Source organism: Pseudomonas arsenicoxydans (assembly GCF_006438915.1).
Lineage (GTDB): Bacteria > Pseudomonadota > Gammaproteobacteria > Pseudomonadales > Pseudomonadaceae > Aquipseudomonas > Aquipseudomonas arsenicoxydans_A.
This window is the reverse complement of sequence record NZ_RCZE01000005.1, coordinates 104,903-124,252: the sequence shown is the minus strand read 5'-3', so window position 1 is coordinate 124,252 and position 19,350 is coordinate 104,903. Positions and strand designations below refer to the sequence as shown.

Genomic DNA, 19,350 nt, shown 5'->3' with positions numbered 1-19,350 from the left:
GTTGCGATGGGCAGCAATCGAACGAGCATAACCCGGCGTTTGCTGTTGACGCAGAACTCTGCTTTGCGCGCTCAACTGCTACTCAAGCTTCAATGCGAGCAGGTCACCCGCCAGTCCTTTCAAAACTAAGGCGCTAAAACATATTCATGAAAAATCTGCGGCCCATGCTGATCATCGATTCTGCTAGTAAATCCCATATTCATTGCCAAGCCGTGCATCGCCTCGTTACCTGACGAATCCATTGACGAGATTTTGCTGAAGCCTTGGCGAGTGGCGGTGTCCATCAAATGTTGTAACAGTGCAGTGGCGACCCCCCGTCGTTGCCAGCGGTCGCGAACAGCAACGGCGAACTCGCAATGAGCATCGCCTTCATACGCCCCGTAACGTGCTGTACCGATTTCAATGAGCTGGCTGCCTTCGTATGCCAGGGCGATGTAAGCCATGCGATTGTGCAGATTGATGTCCATGAGCTGGTCGTGGGGTTCTACCAGATTGCTGAACGAGGCTAGAAAATGAAAATGCGGTTTGCCTTTGCCCAGCTCGTTGAAAAAAGCCAGGTCCCGGTCTCGATCTGCTTCTGCCAACTCGCGAATCAGTAGGGGAGTGCCATCCCCCAAGGATTCCACCCAGTATTCGCCGGCCAGCCCATCGGTTTCATCCTTGAAGCGTGTGGTGATGCTTGCGTCATAAGACATGCGATGAACTCCGGCTCATTGATAGGACTGCTCACTCACCCTATTCTCATGCGAGGTTAGCGGGAGCACTATCCGCTCGCTGACCGGTTTAAGGGATAGCCGGTATCGCCGCCGGCCATCCATTCGAACGCATCACTCGTCCTGACGCCGAGTGTAATGCAACAGTCGATCGGTTTCAGTCTTGACCACTTGGTAGCACTCGCAGCTGAGGCGTTCGAGGCGCGCTCTATCCAGAACCGTGATCTGGCCCCGGCTGTACTCGATGACGCCTTGACGCTGCAGTTTGCCGGCCGCTTCCGTGACGCCCTCGCGGCGCACGCCCAGCATGTTGGCGATCAACTCCTGGGTCATGTTCAGGTGATTGCCGTGCAGGCGATCCAGCGACAACAGCAGCCATCGACACAATTGCTGATCGATGGAATGGTGGCGATTGCACAAGGCGGTCTGTGACATCTGCGTGATCAGCGCCTGGGTGTAACGCAGCATCAGCAGGAGCAGATCGCCATGACGGTTGAATTCTTTCTTGAGTTGTTGCCCCGGCAGGCGAAATGCACCGCCGGCACTCTGCACCACCGCCCGACTGGAAGTGCTTTCGCCGCCCATGAACAGCGCAATGCCTATCAAACCCTCGTTTCCGACCACGGCGATTTCTGCTGACGAACCGTTTTCCGTGACATGCAGCAGGGAGACGATGGCGTCGGTCGGGAAGTAAACGTGCCGCAAGGTGTCCCCCGGTTCATACAGCACATCCCCCAGCGCCAGACTGACCTGCTCCAGATGTGGCGCAAGACGCTGGAGATCGACGGCCGGGAGCGCCGCGAGCAGATGATTGTGGCTTGGATCGGGGGAGGCATGCATGGCAGAGCATCCGTGGCGGAACAGGGGCGTGACCGCTCAGGTTACTCCCATGCATGCCATGGCTGGTGATCAATGTCTATTCATCGGCGGCACGCTCGAATTCCAGCGCTTGGGGCCTGGGTGACCGCACGCGACAATCTACCCGGACCCAATGCTCCAGACCGCCGTCCTCCAGTGTCAGCGCGGCGTCGCTCAATGGCTTGCCGTCGAGGGTCATGGAGGTAAAGGTCGCACTGCCCTGACGCACATCAAAGTGGTAGAGGGTTTTGCCGAAGCGGTAGTGCAAGATGAAGCCCGGCCAGTCGACGGGTATCAGCGGTTCGATTCTGAGCGTGCGGCCACTGCGTTGTACGCCCAGCAATGACTCGACAATAAGCCGGTACATCCAGCCCGCAGAACCGGTGTACCAGGTCCAGCCACCTCGGCCTGCATGGGGCGCGGCGCCGTAGACATCCGCGGCCATGACATAGGGCTCGACCTTATAGGTGTCGATTTGAGCGTTGTTGGCAGGGGCGGCGGGGTTGATCAGATTCAGCAGTTCCCAGGCTTTTGCGGCTTCACCCAGCAGCGCAAACGCCATGCCCGCCCAAACGGCAGCGTGGGTGTACTGACCTCCGTTCTCGCGCACGCCTGGCACGTAGCCTTTGATGTAGCCGGGGTCCAGGGCGCCCTTGTCAAACGGGGGGGCCAGCAGCAGCACGGCGCGGATGTCACGTTTGATCAGATGCTCATCCAATGCCTGCATGGCCTTGATCTGGCGGACGGCAGAGCCGGCCCCCGACAGCACTGACCAGCTTTGAGCAATGGAATCGATACGGCATTCTTCATTGCTCGCCGAGCCGAGCATTTGTCCGTCATCAAACCAGGCACGGCGATACCAGGCGCCGTCCCAGGCCGTTTGATCGAGGTTGCGTTGCAGTGTCACCGCGCTGTCGCTGCAGCGTTTGGCAAATGCGTGATCACCGTGCAGGCGAGCGGTCAGCGCAAATTGCTCCAGCACCTGATAGCTGAAGAAGCCCAGCCAGACACTTTCCCCTGCACCCAGGTGGCCGACGCGATTCATGCCGTCGTTCCAGTCACCGGAGCCCATCAGCGGTAACCCGTGATGACCGCGGCGCAGGCTGTGTTCGATCGCCCGCACGCAGTGTTGATACAGGGACTCTTGCAGGGGCGATGTACCGGGCAGGTCATAGTAGGATTCTTCGCCAGCCACCAATTGGCGTCCTTCCAGGTATCCGGCGACCTCTTCCAGTACACCCACATCGGCGGTCATTTCGACATAGCGGTTGGTGGCGGCCACCAGCCACAAAAAGTCATCGGAGCAGGCGGTGCGGACCCCTCGATTCATTGGCGGATGCCACCAGTGTTGCACGTCGCCTTCCACATACTGATGGCCGGCACACAGCAACAGGTGCGCGCGCACGGCTGCCGGATCGGCATGGATCATCGCCATGCTGTCCTGCAACTGATCGCGAAAACCGATGGCGCCACCTGACTGGTAGTAGCCGCTTCGGGCCTGAAAACGGCACGCGATGACCTGATACATCAACCAGCCGTTAACCATGACGTCGACCTCAGGCGCGCCCGTTTCAATACGAATCGCCCCGAGCAATGAGCGCCAGTGCGCCCGCACTTTATGCAGCTCCTCGGCAGCCACCAGGCTACCCCGATAACGCTGCACCAACTGGGTGGCGGCCTTACTGGAAGACGCTGCCCCCAGGCGCAGAATGACTTCCCGCGTGTCACCCTCGCCGAGTTCGATCGACACTTGCAGGGCGGCACAGGGGTCGAGACCTCCGCCCATGCGCCCGGACAGACCGGCATACCGCATCGCTGCCGGTGAGGCGAGGGTGCCATTGCGGCCAATGAATTCAGTACGGTCACCACTGACACCGTGATCGATCGTGTCGGTGTCAAAGAACGCCACCCGCTCGGAAAATTCCACCGAATAGGCGTTGCGGGCGAAGAAGGCCCCACTGGTGGGATCCGATTGGCTGACCACGTGCATCGCCGATTTGCTGCGCAGGTCGCCCAGCACCCATTCCACATACCCGGTGACCGACAATGACCGGCGGCGTCCCGAGCGGTTGCTCAACACCAGGCGAGAGAATTTGATTGGCGCATCCAGCGCCACGTAGATCCACAGCTCGCTGTAAATACCGTCTTCTTCATGCTCGAACACGCTGTAACCGAACCCGTGACGGGTCTGGTACGGGCCTTGTCCGGGGCAGGGTTGAGGCGCTGGAGACCAGAAGTGCCCGGTCTCTTCATCGCGCAGGTAAATGGCTTCGCCGCTGCGATCGGTGACCGGATCGTTGTGCCAGGGCGTCAGGCGAAATTCATGGGCGTTTTCAGCCCAAGTATAGGCACTGCCGGCTTCCGAGACCACCGTGCCCAGATGTGCATTGGCGATCACGTTGACCCAGGGCGCGGGTGTCGGATCGGGCGCGAGCCCGGTGATGATGTATTCACCGCCATCGGCGCTGAAGCCGCCATATTCGTTACTCAACAGCAGGAAGGGAAGGTTCGGTCGTACCGAGGCCGGCCGAGCCTGAAAATGCCGGGTCGCCACAAAGGGCGCGTGCACCGGTGACACTTTGCGGCGATGAATCTGTTCGGCGAGGCTGCCCAGATCCTCGCTCAGCACCAGCCTGGCAACCGATAAGAACAGCACGCGATCTTCATTCGACATCTGCTGCGCGGGTCGCACAAAAATCCCGCCCGGACGATCCAGTAGCGTGGCTTCACTGCCTGAGGTGATAAGGCCCAGGATTGCGTCTTGCAGTTGCTGGCGATAACCCGCCTGATCTTCGTTCCAGATCAGCAAATCGACCACCAACCCTTTTTGCCGCCAGTAGGCGTGGGCCTGAATCAATTGCTGCACCAATGCGATGTTGTCCAGGCTCTGGATTTGCAGCAACACGATGGGCAGGTCGCCAGAAATGGCCTGCCCCCACAGCCCCGGCTGATTGCGGCGATTGGCAATCAGCACCGCATGGTTGGCGCGCATCGAGGCGTTCGCGTAAAGCAATGACGAGGCCATCTGCTCGAACAGACGGGCATCGGACAACGAGGCGTTGAGCTGACGCAGAAGTACCTGGCTATGGGTCCAGGACAGATCGAACACGCGGTCGGCGAGGTGGCGGTCGCGGTATTTGTTGATGAGGTAAAGGCAGTCATCACGGCTGTCAGCGACACCGGTGACCAGGTCGATGGTGGCCTGTTGGCCAGGTTGCAGGGTAATCCTGCAGCGAATCGCGATCACCGGATCAAGCACCGGACCTGCACTGCCTGACAAGCGCTGGCAATCGGCATCAAGGGCAACAGGTGACACAAGACTGCGTCCTCGGCCGATGAACCGGGCGCGATCGGTTTCGTACGAAATCGCATCGATGTCCACCCCGTGTGCCGCCAGCAAGTGGCACATCCACGGTGTTGGCTCATCGCTCGCACGGGGGCGGCGGCTACAGACAATGGCCTGAAGCGCAGGCAGTAATTCGGTCTGCACGAACAGCTTGCTGAACGCCGGGTGCATCGCGTCGTTGACCGGGGTTGTCAGCACAACTTCGGCGTAAGTAGTGATCTCCAGTGTCTTGGCCGCTGACGCTCTGTTGATGACATGCAGGCGGCGCAGTTCGATGTCGTCTTCAGGCGAGACAACAATCTCCAGGTGGGTGTCGAAATCCAGGTTGCGCGCACGGAACTCTGCACGGGAATCGCAGAAGATCGCCTCGTGGCTCTCGGGTTGATGCATCGTCGGTTGATGCGCCGCCGACCAGACCGTGTTGCTCTGGACATCGCGCAGGTAGCAGAACATCCCCCAATTGTCCTGTGAGGTGTCCTCCTGCCAACGGGTGATCGCCATCTCATTACGGCGGCTGTAACCACCGCCGCCGCTGGTCAGCATGACGTGATAGCGACCGTTGGAGAGCAACTGCACGGCCGGACGCTTGCGTCCCGGATCGGAGAACACCCGAAGCCCCGTATCCTGCCCTAGGCCGACATCGCCGAGTACTGGCGACTGGGCGGTCTGCAGGTACGGCGCGGCGGATTTCGGCACCCGCTCCTGTAGCAGCAGCAAGGCTGATCGCAGTGCCGGGTCGGCCTCGAATCGCTGTTGCATGGGTTGATTGAGCAGTCGGCTGGTCAAGGCCAGCAAGCTCATACCCTGGTGGTGAGCCATGAATGACCGGACCATGACGAAGTGTTGGCCGCGCGGTAAACGAGCCTCGGTGTAATCCACGGCTTCATATAGACCGAAACGTCCAGCGGAGCCTTGCAGGGCGAGGCGTTGCAGGTTCTTGCAGGCCGCATCGGCATCGACCATCAACGCTAGGGCGCTGGCGTAGGGCGATATCACGACGTCATTGCTCAGCCCGCGCTGGAGCCCCAGGGCCTGAACGCCGAAGGCGCGGTATTGATAATTGAAGTGCGCGTCGACGGCGGAATAACCTGACTCCGAAACGCCCCACGGTATGCCCAGCCTGGTGCCCTGTTCGATCTGCACCGACACGGCGGCGCGGCAAGTCTGGTCCAGCAGGCTGCCCTCGAAGTTGGGCATCACCAGCATGGGCATCAGGTATTCGAACATCGAACCCGACCAGGACAGCAACGTCGGTACGCCCGCGTTTTCACTCAGCAGCCTGCCCAGGGTGAACCAGGCGCGCTGGGGGATTTGTCCTTGAGCGATGGCCACGTAGTTGGTGAGCCGCACCTCGGACGCCAGCAGGTCGTAGTAACCGGTGTCGAGCCTGCGCTCCTCGGCGTTGTAACCGATGACAAACAGGTCACGCTGGTTGTCGTAAAGCAACGAGAAATCCATCTGCGCCAGCGAATTGGCCAATAACACTAGACGTTTGAGGGTTGCCAGACGCTGCGCGGCGTCACTTCGGACCCGCTCGATTTCAGGACGATGCTCGGCGACCCAGTCGGCGGGGTTCAGGTGGGCCAGTTGACGCAAGGTGCGAGGCGATTCAATCGTAACCAAGGCGGCAGGGAGGCGATAACGCTGCAGTTCTTCTGTCCAATCGGTGCATTGACGGGTAAACGCTTCTCGCCAGTAGAGGCTTTCCTCGTCGGTGTCCGCTGGCTGGCTAGTGACCCTGCTGCGAGCCGTGTGCAGCAGGTCTGCCAGCGCCTCAGGGGGCGCCGCTTGCGAGACCGTTTCAAGGCCTTTTCGCAGTGGCAGGGCGTATTCATCCGCCCCCGAGGCGCGTTGGGAATCCGCAAGGATGTCCAGGGTATCGCGCATGCCCTTGATCACGGCAGGGCCGAACATCGGGGCGTCTGCCAACTGCGCAATGCCGGTGCTCAACGTCAACAGCAGGCCCGCCAGGTTGCCGCTGTCGACGGTGGAGACGTAATGGGGACGCAGCGGCTCGAGGGTCTGCGTGTCGTACCAGTTATAGAAATGCTGCCGATAACGCTCCAGGCCGTCCATGCTGTCCAGCGACGCCGCAAGCCGCGACAGCAGCCGTTCGGTGCTCAAGTAAGCGAAATCGTGAGCGGCCAGGTGGGCGAGCAGCGACATGCCCATATTGGTGGGCGAGGTGCGATGGGCAATGGCAGGCCTGGGGTCTTCCTGCACGTTGTCCGGTGGCAGCCAGTGATCCTCGGGCCCGACGTATTGATCGAAGAACGCCCAGGTTTTGCGCGCCAGCAACCGCAGGAAGCGCAAATCCTCCGACGACGGTGCGAACACCGACTGCTTGGGTGCCGAACTGAGCCACCAAGCGATCCAGGGGCCGACTAACCACGACAGCAGCAGCGGACTGGCGATGGCCAGCGTCTGCGGATCCTTCACCAGCAGGGCCAGCGAGATCAGGGCCGACACCGGCTCGAACCACATCTGGCGATAGAGGCCGGACAGCCGGTTTTCGGTGGTGCGCTCGACCTCGCGCGAGGGCTGCCATTGCAACAGCCGGCGTCTGCTGAAGCCGATTCGCCAGAGTGAGCGCAGGATGGCGTCGGCGCTGTAGAACATTTCGTAGGGCAGCCAGGCGAGCGTCAGACCCGCCCGGGCGAGGTCTTGTGCCAGATCACCCAGCAGCGCCCTGAGGTATTGTCCATAGGGCACATTAGCGGGGGGCTGCATCAGATCGGTCACCGCCCGCAGCAACGGTTGAATCACCATCAACCCGATGACAGTCAGGGTCCAGTTCATTGGCTGACTGCTGGCAAACCAGCCCCATGCGAACATCAGCAACAGCGCCAGCGGTTCCAGGCTGCGTCGCAGATTGTCCAGAATCTTCCAGCGTGCCATGACGCTCAGCCTGTTGCGCACCCACTTGCCGTCGGCGTTGCGCGCCCAGGGCAGTGTCCACGGCAGCAGTTGCCAGTCGCCACGAACCCAGCGATGCCGTCGATTGACATCGGCACCGTAGCGCGAAGGGTATTGCTCGTAGACTTGCACGTCGCTGAGCAGGCCCGATCGTGCATAACACCCTTCGATCAGGTCGTGGCTGAGAATCTGGTTATCCGGCAAGCAACCCTCCAGGGCGCAGGTGAACGCGTCCACGTCGTAGATGCCTTTGCCGATGAAAGAACCTTGCTGGAACAGGTCCTGGTAAACGTCCGATACCGTCCGAGTGTAGGGGTCGACACCGGCATCACTGCCAAACAGCCGGGCATAGATCGAGCGCGTGGCGCTGGTCAGGCTGATGCCCACTCGCGGTTGAAGCACCGCGTAGCCGGAAATGATCTGCTCGCCGCCACTGTCGAACAACGGACGATTCAACGGGTGCATCATGGCCGCCACGCATTGGCGAGCGACATCGCGCGGCAGCAGGGTGTCGGTGTCGAGCGTGATCACGTAACGCACCCCGCGCAATGGCGTGATGTCGCCGACGATGGTGTTGAAGCGTTCCTCTCCATGGCCACGCAACAGCGCGTTGAGTTCAATCAGCTTGCCGCGTTTGCGCTCATGCCCCATCCACACACGTTCGCTGGCGTTCCAGCGACGCGGCCGATGCAGCAGAAAGAACCGGTCGCTGAGTCCGTCCGAGTATTTTCGATTGAGCAGGGTGATTGCACGGGAGGCCTGTGTGATCAGCTCGGCGTCTTGCGGCTGAGACGCTTCAGGCGCGTCCAGAAAATCGCTGAGCAACGCGAAATACAGGTTGCTGTCGCGGTTGGCGAGAAACCGCACTTCAAGACCTTCCACCAGTTCGTCCACATCTGCCGGGCTGGCGATCAGCGTCGGGATCACCACCAGACTTCGCGCGTCATCGGGAATACCGCTGGCAAAATCCATTTTCGGCAGCGTCGTCGGCAACAGACTGAACGTCACTAGCCAGTTGATCAGGCTGATCGCCAGTCGGCTGGTCATGATCAGGCAGGGAATCGCCATCATCAGAAGCGCCGCATCGGGCATTCCGTCGCGTTGCGCGGAGGCCAGTAAAGGCCAGGCGAAGATGAACGTCAGAACAGCCACCGGCGCCAGATAAAACATCAGCGGCGACTGCTGCAACAACCGTTTCCAGCGCTCATGAAGCGGCACCCTGGCCTTGAGTCGTCGCTCCAGCGTCGGCAGTCCTGCACTGACCAGGTAATACCCGACATGGCCCGCCAGCAGTTCGCAGGGCACGATAGCGGTTCCGGCCGCGGCCAGATTGATCACGGCGCGGGCGACCTGGATTTCCGAGTGCTGGGGACTTCTGCGGGCAATGCGTTCTATGACATGCCGATAGCTGTCGCGGGTACTGAAATCCATCGCCCGGTAAATGCCTGCCGGGTCTTCATTGAGAATTTGCTCGACATGACTCATCGACTCGACAAACTCGCGCCAGTCCGTGGCGGACAGGAGGCGCAAACTGCCGATGCTGTTGCCAATCGACACCTGATCCGCTGCCTGTTGTTGCGCATCGAGCTGCACCTGGCGTTCGATGCTGGAGCCTGTCTCACTCAGCGACTGCTCCATCCAGTTCAGCGCCAGGGCCAGCGCTGCGCTCTGGCCCTGCAGGCGGCGGGTGAATTCGGCGACAAAGGCGGCGGTCATCGGCGGTGCGGAGCGGGCCATGTCGGCAACGGTCAGCACCACGCTTTTGACGTCTCGTTCCGCGGTTTCGATCAGGTGTTCGGCCCAGTCATCGGCCAGATTGCGCTCGCCGGCATTGGCCATGACTCTGGAGGCCACTCGCCGCAGATTTTCAATCAATGCCAGACGCAGCATGATCGGTATCGCCCACAGTTCGCCCAGCGCAAGCGGCATCACGGTCTGATAGGAAAAAATGAAGCGGCTCAGGCTTTCCTCATCGACTCGACCGTCGCCATGGGAGATGGTCTCCAGCGCGATGTCATAGACGCGAGGCAGCCCCGCTGACGGGCCGTTGATCAGGCGCGGCAACTCACGGCTGTAGCCTTTGGGCAAGTGCGTTCTGGCGGTGCGAATGTTTTCATCGATCAGGTAGTAATTGTCCAGCAGCCATTCCGCTGCCGGCGTCACTCGTCGGCTGGACACTTGCGCGTTGGCCAGCGCCGTACTGCTGCGTTTGAGCAGCTCCTCGTTGTCATCGAGCCTGTGCAGCATCGAGTCCCGTGCGGACAGCGTAGTCAGGCGATGCTGCCCGGCCAGGGCGATGCCGTGACTGGCCATCTGATCGGCGCTGAAAAGCTCCGAACGCAAAATGGGCTCGTATTTGAATCGGGGTGGGGGAAACAGTCGGGTTCGCCAAAAATCGGACGAGTGAGAAAATACCTTCTGTAGGCGTGTCCATATGCTGTTCATAAGGTCCTGTGCCTAAAACGCATCATACAATTGCGTGCATTTTTATGGGGGCGCCAACGCATTGCGCCAGCCCTGAGCAGCGCTTGGGTGGACGTAGCTTTTCAACTTGAGTGTGGAGACTGGGAGGACTGTTCGTCTGTTCGCTGGCGAACATAGCCGGCGCTCTTTGGATGCAGTCAAGTTAAATGGAACGCGTGAGCTTTATTGATATCTACTCCCTACGACTACCGGGGAGGGGCACGATGAAAGAGGCACGTAGAAGGCGAGCATTAACAGCCTGGCGAGAGCTCTTTTCACTGTCCGACAACTGTATCGATGCTGAGGACCGGTACGACACGCTATTGAGGTCTGCTGACAAAATGGAATGCGAAGGCCTGATCACCAGTATCGAGTGGCGCAAGCTCGTTCAACAAGCCGCGACATTGTTCGCCAGTAACGCAGAATGCATGCGCGAAGCACGTGCGAAACAAAATCGGCACGTCGACATTCAATGGTGGGCTCCAGCAAAAGTAGCGCGTTACTAGCTGAACAGCTCTGTCGATAAAGTTTATGTCTCAGACCTGGATGCTCAATTAGGCGCGAAGCAGGACATTCGAGAATATGAATCTTTAGACATGGTCGCACTCTACTGCTTGAGAGGTGCTTGCTTCTCAGATAGCGGTGATATCCGCCGGGGCTCGCACTATGACTTCGATAGATGACTTTAGAATCCACTCACATGCACTGTTGATCGAACTGGATGCCGCCACCATGGGCATGATGACGCTGGTTTCATCCCGATGTGTTTCCGGGCCCGACTGGGACGGTGCAACTAAACGACATCACGATGCTTATGAAGCCTGGAATGCTTTTCTCAATAGTCCTGCGTCAACCCTGAATCCGAGTCTTCGTTGAATTCAAGTCATGCGTCTTCAGAGAGTGCCCGGCACGCTTGGTCCTTGGCGTCTGTCGACCGCTGTATCGCTTTCCCGGTGAGTGCTCAACGGAAGGAGCACGAAGAAGTTTGTTCCTGATTGACTCTCGGATGACACCTCAATACGGCCACCATGAGCACCGACTATCTGGTCGGCAATGAACAGGCCCAACCCCAGGCTGGAGTAGGGGCCGTTGTCAGTCGATGCCTGAGGCGAATATCGCCCCATCGGATTGAAAATGAACGGCAGAACCTCTTCAGGTATCGGTTGGCCACTGTTGTGAACACTGAACGAAAGTGTGTCTGCAGAGACGTCCAGCGTAACGGTGATTGGATCGCGACCATCACCGTGCTGGACTGCGTTATTGATCAAATTGGAAAAGACCTGTTCCAGGCGATCGCCATCGAAGTAACCAACCGCACGACCGACCGAATTCAAGTGGATCTCTGTCCCAGGATAAACAGTACGGGATTCATCGACAATTCTCTCGCATACAGGGCCGATGTCTATTTCAACTGTCTTTACCGGTATGCCTAGGCCGACCTGAGAGCGGGTAAAATCCAGGAGGTCTCCGACTATCTGGCTGGCTCGCTTCACGCTTGAATAGATCCGGGACGCGATTTTGGTGGGCCGCGCCCCTAAATTGTCCATTCGCAGAAGCACGTCCGCACCCAAGAGTATTGCACTCAAGGGCGTGCGCAAGTCATGTCCCAGAATGCCGAGGAAAACATTTCGGGAGGCCTGAACAGCTGCCGTGTAGCTATTGATTGATTCGGCGAGCGCCTGATCGATTGCCTCGTTGAAACGGATCAAGCAGGGGAGGGCGGGCGAGTTTCGCGCAACCGTGGTAATCACCGGTACACCACCTTATGGGTATGGGACTTCAGGCAGCGGCCTGACTATTTGCAGGCTTGTAACGCAACAAGATCGACTCCCCACCTCCAGTCGCGCACGACACCTCATCCCCTTCGAAAACCAGCGGGCTCCCTAAGGATTACCTCGGTAGAACAAGCCTCTGCAACGATCCTGGCGCCAGCTGTGAGTAGGCTCATGCTGGATTACCCAGAGGTTCGGGTCGAAATCATCAATGACTATGAGTTGGTTGATATCGTCGAACAACGGTACGACGCCGGGATTCGTTTAGGCGAGCAGGTGGCCAAGGACATGATCGGAGTTCGAATAGATCCTGACTTTCGGCAGGCGGTGGTGGTATCGCCCTCATACTTCGATCGCAGGACCAAACCTGTGACGCCCCATGATCTGACAGCCCATATGGAATCAACTTACGTCTGCCTACAGCCTGCGTTCAGAATTTTGCTGGATGTGCTCCGCCGTCAGCGGGGATGAACGCTTCTGGCCGAAAGCGGTCCTGAGATGAACGTCCACTATTGGCCGTTAGCAGTCGGTGCAGATTCGATTTTCCCGAACTGAAAAGTCCTGGACGCACATGCGATCTCACTACATCCCCCTCTGCGGCGGCGAACCAGTTCCCCGCCACAGAGGCTCGCCCTTACTCCTTCACTTCAACCTTATCCAACGCCTGATTCACCGCCAATTCCCCCAACATCACCACCTGCGTAATCCCCAGCAGCGTCTTGCGGTGCGAGTTCTCCAGCAACGCCGCGAGATTACTGAGCATGGTCGTAGCCGAGCCCAGTGATTCGCTGGCATTAACCAGCAGGGATTCGGTGTTGCACTTCGGATTGGCGAGGAACATCGGTTCGGGTTCGTGGGTGCTGGCCATGATCTGGGCAGCCGGGTTGAGGTAATGGTCGAGTGCGCGTTCGGCCGCTTCGTGGAATTTTTTCGAATCGAGCGATTCGTAGGGCGATGCCGGATCGGTGTCCGGTGGGTTGGGTGTTGGTTTGCACATAGATGACTTCCACTTAGAAAATTAAGGAGCCATCACCCTTGCTACCAAACGAGGGTGGTGGCCATACGCGGGTTGGTAGACCGGTCTAAGTGGGAAACCCGGCGCTCACGAAGGAGCCCCACGCATGACCACCATATAAAACAGAGCCCGAAAAAAGGCTGCATATGGTGTTGTCATGCGACCACTTAAAAGCGGGCTACCAAACCCGATCACTGTTTTTCAGTGACCGAGAAACGATATAACCCACCCCGCAGCCGCACAAGCCGGCGGATTCTGTCTTACCCGTAGGCGATGGCGCAAGGCGTTGTAGCCTTTGGGTGGTAACAGGAGGCTTCGTTTAAACAGGCAGGAATTTCCTTGTTTAAGCATCCGTTCGCAAAACGTTCGCAGCGCCTGATCCGTTGATTGCGCGCCCAACGCAAAAAGCCCCCGCAAGGGGGCTTCATTGGGTCTTTGCGCTACAGCAGCTCGCACCCGGAAAAAGACATTACGCCGTCGCTTCTTCTTTATAGAACTCGTAGTCGGTATAGCCCACTTCGGTACCGCCAAAGAAGGTTGGACGGTCATAAGCGTTCAGCGGCAGATTGTGGCGCAGACGCTCCGGCAAGTCCGGGTTGGCGATGAAGTGGCGACCGAAGGCCACCAGATCGGCGTCACCCGCTTGAAGAATGGCTTCTGCGTTTTCACCGTTGAAGCCACCGGCAGCGATGATCACGCCTTTGTAGTGTTTGCGCATCAACTGGGCAGCTACGGGGGCAGGGTTGGCATTTTCGTCCTCGATGTTGCCCAGAATGCGCGGCTCGATCAGGTGCAGGTAAGCAAGGTTCAGCGGCGCCAGTTGTTGCGCTACGTAGGTAAACAGGCCTTCTGGATCGCTGTCGCCCATGTCACCCCAAGTGCCGCTCGGGCCGACACGTACCGCCACGCGATCACTGCCCCACACTGAAATCAGCGCGTTGGTCACTTCAAGCAGAAAGCGAGTACGGTTTTCAAATGAACCACCATACATGTCGGTGCGCTTGTTGCTGTTGTCCTGCAGAAACTGGTCGACCAGATACCCGTTGGCGCCATGCAGTTCCACGCCGTCAAAACCGGCTTTCACGCCGCGTTCGGCAGCGGTGCGGAAGTTTTCTACCTGCTCTGCGATCTCTTCGAGGGTCAGGGCGCGGTTCGGGGTATTGGGTACCCAGCCTTCAGTGGTGTAAGCCACGCCACCGTGCAGGACTTCCGACGGGCCGACGGGGATGCTGTCTTCAGGTTGCACGTCGACATTGGATTGTCGACCCGCATGATAAAGCTGCAGGAAGATCTTGCCGCCTTTGGCGTGCACGGCGTCAGTGACGTGTTTCCAGCCCGCGATCTGGCTGTCCTCGAACAGGCCAGGTGCACCGAGATAGCCGTTACCGTTTGGCGCGGCGATGGTGGCTTCACCGATCAGGAAGCCGCCTTCGGAAGTGCGCTGGGCGTAATACTCGGCCATCAAGGCGCCAGGGCGAGCGCCCTCTTCGGCACGCATGCGGGTCAGCGGTGCCAATACGACACGGTGGGCGAAGGTGAAGGGGCCGACGTTAACTGGGGAGTGAAGTTTGGACATGATTGCCTCGGTCTGAAGAGTAAGGGGTAGAGCCATTGAATATCTGCCCGGGTCGAAAGCCGTGTGGGCTTTCGGGGTTGAGGCGCTTGGCATTAGTTAATGCGATTTCCCCAGGCGGATAAACGGGCCGTGTTTCCCAACACTTCGGACTTTTCGGCTGTAATGCAGGTTGATCGTGAGGATCAAACTGCGGGATGGAGGGAGGAATGCAGCCACAGCGCGCTCAGTGAAGCGGCTCAGCCTTTGATGATGTCGGCTGGCCGGTTAACCCACTCACTTTTTCGCGGGTTTACCGCTCGTAGGAATATGCAGGTACGACATCACGCTTTCAGTCAATTCTGTCGCCAGCTTCACCGCCTCTTTATTGCGCGCCATCACGCCGGCGACCAAACCTTCGATCAAGGCCAGCACGGCGATGTTGGAACTGGTCAGTACCGGGTGGTCGCACGGCGCAAACAGCGTGTGCTCGGCGATGCCGGTGAGGGGCGAGGCGGGGGAGTCGGTAATGGCCAGCACCGATGCGCCACGTTCATTGGCGAAGCGTGCCAGTTGCAGGGTGTCGAGGGAGTAGCGCGGCAGGGAGATCGCCAGCAAGACGTCCTGGTCGGTGATCGCGGCCAGTCGGTACGCGGCATTTTCGTTGCCGCCCTCCATGCTGATGGCCGTGGCGTCGGCACAGAAGGGCATCAGGGTCGAGGCGGCGAGGCCGGCGAAGTAAACGCTGTTGCCGAACCCCAGAATGTAGATTTTACGTGCCGTGGTCAGGCGCGTGACGAACGCTTCAAACGTGTCGGCGTGGTTGTTGGTTACCGCTGTTGCCAGGTTGCTGCTGGCGCTCTGGAGTTGCTCATGCAAGCCAAATGCGCCGCCCGGGCGGTGGGCCAGTTCGTTGCGCAATTTGTCGACCGGCGACACCATCTGCTGCAACGTTGCGACCAGTTCAGCTTTCATGCCGCTGTAACCACCGAGGTTCAGCGCTTTGGCCAGACGGTTGACGGCGGCGGGGGAGGTCAATGTTTCGTGAGCCATTTCCTCGATGGTCAGTGTCGCGGCTTTGAGCGGGTGACGCAGGATGAAGTCCGCGACCTTGCGCAGTGACGGCGGCAGTTCGGCAACGATTTCCGTCAGTTTTCGCATGACCGGCGCGGCGTAGACCGTGGTGTCTTTGGATGGGGTGGGCATATCCAGCTCAACATTTCCTGAAGGTGAGAGAAGGGCTGTGCCTGATGCCCTGACAAGGTTGGCTGGAGTGTATCCGAAGCCAACCTTGTCAGGGCAGCGCCGAGCAGTAGCGGTCTTACTTCAAGCTCCCGGCCAGAAACTGCTGGAGGCGCTCGGAGTGCGGATTGACCAGCACCTCACGCGGGTCGCCGCGTTCTTCGACAACGCCCTTGTGCAGGAACACCAGTTGGTTGGAAACCTCGCGGGCAAAACCCATTTCGTGAGTCACCACCACCATGGTGCGGCCTTCCAGCGCCAGATCCTGCATCACTTTAAGCACTTCGCCCACCAGTTCGGGGTCGAGCGCCGACGTCGGCTCATCAAACAGCATCACTTGCGGCTCCATCGCCAGTGCACGGGCAATGGCCACACGCTGCTGCTCGCCACCGGACATATGCGCCGGCCAGGCGTTCATGCGGTGCGCCACACCGACTTTGGCAAGGTAGTGCTCGGCCTTTTCCCGTGCCTCTTTCTTGCCCAGACCCTGCACATGCACCGGGGCTTCCATGACGTTTTCCAGAGCGCTCATGTGGGACCAGAGGTTGAAGTGTTGAAACACCATCGATAGCTGCGAACGCATGCGTTGCAATTGCTTGGGTTCGGCCGCTTTCAGCCCGCCCAGTTTGTTGGTCACCAGTTTGAGCGGTTCGCCATTGAGGACGATATTGCCTGCATTGGGTTGCTCCAGCAGGTTGATACAGCGCAGGAACGTACTTTTGCCAGAGCCGCTGGAACCGATGATGCTGATCACGTCACCGGCTTGAGCTTGCAGGGACACGCCCTTGAGCACCTGGTGCGCGCCGTAACTTTTATGCAGGTCCTGAACTTCAAGTTTGTACATGGTTTGAACTCTCTGGAATCAGTCGCTGAGCAAGCGACCCTGGCGAATGGGGGTAGAGCCTGCAACCTTGGCCAGCCACAATCCAGGCTGGGCAAAGCGCAGCCGTTCGCGGGCATAAAGAATGCCGTCGGTACTGGCGCATACCACGCTCTGGCGGTCGGTCAGCGGGTCAATGACTTCGAACAGCGGATCGCCGACCTTGACGTGCGCGCCCAGCGGTTGCAGGAAGCTCACCACACCCGGATGGGGCGCACAGGCGTACTGCGCGCCGGCGAAGGGCACGGCCTGGCAATGGCTCGCCGGTGCTGCGGGCCAGTCCCCGCTGATCAGGCCTTGATCGGCGAGATACCCGAGAATCGCATGTGCACTGTCGACGCATTGCTCGCGTTCGGTGTCTGCCATGCCGCGCAATTCGATGGTGGTGGCCGCGCACGCCAGGGGAATATTGGCTTCAGGAAACCGCTCAGCCAAGCGTAACCACGCAATGGCGCAGGCCTCGTCGAAGGCGCTGCCGCCCGCACCTTCGGCCAGCAGCGTGACTCCGGCGCCGAGGCGGGCGGCCAGTGATTGCAGGCGTGGCCAGTGTTGCGGCATCGCATACATCAACATGATCGATTCGAAATCGCAGTGCAGGTCCAGCACCACATCGGCGTCACAGGCATGCTGCAGCAACAGGCGGCGCAGGCCGTCGAGTTCCGAGTTCGCTGCCGGCATGGCGGCGAGGGCGTCGACCATGGCACCGCGGATGAGGGCGATGTTGACGGCGGCATCGCCTCCCAATCGGCCTTCCAACAGCGGTGCAACCACATCAACCAACTCCGGGAAGTCGCGATTGAAGTTCTTGCCGCTGGAAAACTCAAAGCGCCCTTGATGGGTGGCCTGGAACATCTGGGCGATACCGATCGGATTGGCCACGGGCACCAACTCGATCACCCCGCTCAGGCGGCCTTGTGCTTCCAGTTCCAGAAGACGGCGCTTGAGCTCGACAGCGACGCGCATCCCCGGCAGTTCGTCGGCATGCAATGAAGCCTGGATGTACGCTTTGCGTGCGCCACTGCCAAAACGAAACAGCGTCAGCGTGCGTTCGGTGCCCGATGCACTCCACGGCAAGCGGTATTGAATGTGCTCCATAGCAGCTCCTTAGTGCTTGCGCGGTGCCAGATACGCCAGCCAGCGGCGCTCGGCCAACTTGAACAGACGCACCAGAATGAAAGTCAGGACGAGGTAGATGAGGCCGGCGGTGATAAACGCCTCGAACGGTAAATAGAACCGCGAGCTGACAGTCCGCGCGGCCCCGGTGATGTCGACGAGGGTGACGATGGAAGCCAGGCTGGTGGTTTGCAGCATCATCAGCACTTCGTTGCTGTACTGCGGCAATGCCCGGCGCAAGGCCGACGGCAGGAGAATGCGCCGGTACAAGGTCAGGCGGGACATGCCCATCGCCCTGGCGGCTTCGATCTCGCCTGGGGGCGTGGCTTTCAAACTGCCGGCCAGCAGTTCTGCGCTATAGGCACTGGTGTTGATCGCGAAGGCCAGGCAAGCGCAAAAGGTGGCGCTGGAGAGGTAAGGCCAGAGCACGCTTTGGCGAACCGCTTCGAACTGCGCCAGGCCGTAATAGATCAGGAACAATTGCACCAGCATGGGTGTGCCGCGAATCACGTAGGTGTAGAGCCAGGCAGGGAAGTTGATCATCGGCGATCGCGACACCCGCATCAGCGCCAGTGGAATCGCCAATACCAGTCCCAGGGCCAGGGAAATGAGCAGGACTTTGAGGGTCAACAAGGCGCCGTTGAAGTACAGCGGCAGGTTTTCCCAGATCAGGTTGTAGTCGAGAATCATGGTTGGCTCCGCCTCACAATTCGGCGGCTTTGATGCCGACCGAGTAGTGTTTTTCCAGATAGCGCAGCACCAGCAAGGACAGGCTGGTGAGCATCAGGTACAGCGCCGCCACCGCGAGGAAAAACGTGAACGGCTCGTGTGTGGCATCCGCTGCGTTCTTGGCTTTGAACATCATGTCCTGCAAGCCGATCACCGAGATCAGCGCGGTGGATTTGGTCAGGACCAACCAATTGTTGGTGAACCCGGGAATGGCGAAGCGAATCATCTGCGGCACCAGAATTCGCCAGAACACCTGCGCGCCGCCCATGCCGTAGGCCACACCGGCCTCGGCTTGACCTTTGGGGATTGCCATGAAGGCGCCGCGAAAGGTTTCCGAGAGGTAGGCACCAAAAATGAAACCCATGGTGCAGACACCCGCGACAAAGGGATTGATGTCGATATAGCGGGTGTAACCGAACGCCAGGGCCATGCGGTTCACCAGATCCTGGCCGCCGTAGAAGATCAGCAGGATCAGCACCAGGTCTGGAATGCCGCGAATCAGGGTGGTGTAGCTTTCCCCGAGCAGGGCCAGCCATTTGAGCGGTGACAGTCGAAATGCCGCGCCGATCAGCCCCAGGGCAATCGCCAGGGACATGGACGTCAACGCCAAATTTATGGTCAGCCAGGCGCCATCGAGAATGCTCGATCCGTAGCCGTGGAGCATGATGAAGTTCCTCAAGCGAGCGCCGCGAGGCGCGCAAGACAAGCCCTAAGTGACGCCTGCAAAGGGCCGGCGCCGGGGCTATCGGTA

At 59.5% G+C, this 19,350-nt stretch carries 12 protein-coding genes and 1 pseudogene; 2 read left to right on the top strand and 11 right to left on the bottom strand.

All coding sequences use genetic code 11. The features are described 5' to 3' along the window. Positions 1-125 precede the first annotated feature (125 nt). The 3 genes from EAH78_RS11990 to EAH78_RS11980 all read right to left on the bottom strand — a co-directional run bounded on the left by EAH78_RS11990 (position 126) and on the right by EAH78_RS11980 (position 10,278). Positions 126-695 (bottom strand): GNAT family N-acetyltransferase, encoded by a 570-nt coding sequence (locus tag EAH78_RS11990; RefSeq protein WP_140667725.1) that lies wholly within the window; start codon positions 693-695, stop codon positions 126-128. 132 nt (positions 696-827) lie between these two features. Beyond that, positions 828-1,553 carry a Crp/Fnr family transcriptional regulator gene (locus EAH78_RS11985; protein ID WP_140667724.1) on the bottom strand — a complete coding sequence of 242 codons (726 nt, stop codon included), beginning with the start codon at positions 1,551-1,553 and terminating at the stop codon, positions 828-830. Between the two features lie 76 nt (positions 1,554-1,629). After that, positions 1,630-10,278: a GH36-type glycosyl hydrolase domain-containing protein gene (locus tag EAH78_RS11980; RefSeq protein WP_140667723.1), complete on the bottom strand. Its 8,649-nt coding sequence runs from the start codon at positions 10,276-10,278 to the stop codon at positions 1,630-1,632. Positions 10,279-10,520: 242 nt separating this feature from the next. Between EAH78_RS11980 and EAH78_RS11975 the strand changes: the two genes are divergently transcribed. Then, positions 10,521-10,802 (top strand): hypothetical protein, encoded by a 282-nt coding sequence (locus EAH78_RS11975; RefSeq protein ID WP_140667722.1) that lies wholly within the window; start codon positions 10,521-10,523, stop codon positions 10,800-10,802. Positions 10,803-11,189: 387 nt separating this feature from the next. Here EAH78_RS11975 and EAH78_RS11965 read toward each other — a convergent pair. Beyond that, positions 11,190-12,005, bottom strand: a pseudogene (locus EAH78_RS11965) (sensor histidine kinase); the annotation flags it as partial. Positions 12,006-12,095: 90 nt separating this feature from the next. Between EAH78_RS11965 and EAH78_RS11960 the strand changes: the two are divergent. Then, a complete protein-coding gene (locus EAH78_RS11960; RefSeq protein ID WP_240051873.1) occupies positions 12,096-12,539 on the top strand; it encodes a LysR substrate-binding domain-containing protein in 444 nt (147 codons plus the stop codon). A 163-nt stretch (positions 12,540-12,702) separates the two neighbouring features. Here EAH78_RS11960 and EAH78_RS11955 read toward each other — a convergent pair whose 3' ends face one another. The 7 genes from EAH78_RS11955 to EAH78_RS11925 form a co-directional block, all read right to left on the bottom strand. Continuing rightward, positions 12,703-13,065: a DUF6124 family protein gene (locus tag EAH78_RS11955; RefSeq protein WP_140667719.1), complete on the bottom strand. Its 363-nt coding sequence runs from the start codon at positions 13,063-13,065 to the stop codon at positions 12,703-12,705. A gap of 487 nt (positions 13,066-13,552) precedes the next feature. Beyond that, positions 13,553-14,659, bottom strand: coding sequence for an alkene reductase (locus tag EAH78_RS11950; RefSeq protein WP_140667718.1), 1,107 nt, complete (start codon positions 14,657-14,659; stop codon positions 13,553-13,555). 273 nt (positions 14,660-14,932) lie between these two features. Continuing rightward, the gene (locus EAH78_RS11945) at positions 14,933-15,841 is read right to left on the bottom strand and encodes a MurR/RpiR family transcriptional regulator (RefSeq protein WP_140667717.1); all 909 of its coding nucleotides are present in this window, start codon (positions 15,839-15,841) and stop codon (positions 14,933-14,935) included. 115 nt (positions 15,842-15,956) lie between these two features. After that, a complete protein-coding gene (locus EAH78_RS11940; RefSeq protein WP_140667716.1) occupies positions 15,957-16,721 on the bottom strand; it encodes an ABC transporter ATP-binding protein in 765 nt (254 codons plus the stop codon). Between the two features lie 18 nt (positions 16,722-16,739). Further along, complete coding sequence (locus tag EAH78_RS11935; protein WP_140667715.1) at positions 16,740-17,852, bottom strand: succinylglutamate desuccinylase/aspartoacylase family protein; 1,113 nt, start codon at positions 17,850-17,852, stop codon at positions 16,740-16,742. Positions 17,853-17,861: 9 nt separating this feature from the next. Continuing rightward, positions 17,862-18,560, bottom strand: coding sequence for an ABC transporter permease (locus EAH78_RS11930; protein WP_140667714.1), 699 nt, complete (start codon positions 18,558-18,560; stop codon positions 17,862-17,864). A gap of 13 nt (positions 18,561-18,573) precedes the next feature. Further along, positions 18,574-19,263, bottom strand: coding sequence for an ABC transporter permease (locus tag EAH78_RS11925; RefSeq protein ID WP_140667713.1), 690 nt, complete (start codon positions 19,261-19,263; stop codon positions 18,574-18,576). Positions 19,264-19,350: the final 87 nt, after the last annotated feature.